Annotated in this window: 1 protein-coding gene; it reads left to right on the top strand. The window is 66.4% G+C overall.

What is annotated here, in order from left to right; translation table 11 throughout:
* The coding region (locus KVT28_RS27140; protein WP_217551438.1) for an IclR family transcriptional regulator C-terminal domain-containing protein at positions 1-232 on the top strand (232 nt) is incomplete at both ends.

Raw genomic sequence — 232 nt, 5'->3', positions numbered from 1 at the left:
TCCCCTGGCAGCACCCTGAAGAGCAGGACCGCATCATCAGCGGCCTGCGCTTTGTGGCGGTGACGCCAACCACGCTGCGCAATGCCGACGCGCTGCGTACCGAGCTGGCACGCATTCGCCGACAGGGCTGGAGCTTTGATAACGGTGAAGATTATCCCGATGGGCGCTGCGTCGCCGCGCCGAATTTCAATGCCCGCCAGCAGCTCGCCGCCGCCACCTCGCTGGTGGGCAC

The sequence above is a fragment of the Pantoea sp. GbtcB22 genome, from assembly GCF_019091025.1.
Taxonomy (GTDB): Bacteria; Pseudomonadota; Gammaproteobacteria; order Enterobacterales; family Enterobacteriaceae; genus Pantoea; species Pantoea leporis.
The sequence above is the reverse complement of the archived record's forward strand: the minus strand, read 5'-3'. Positions and strand labels throughout refer to the sequence as shown.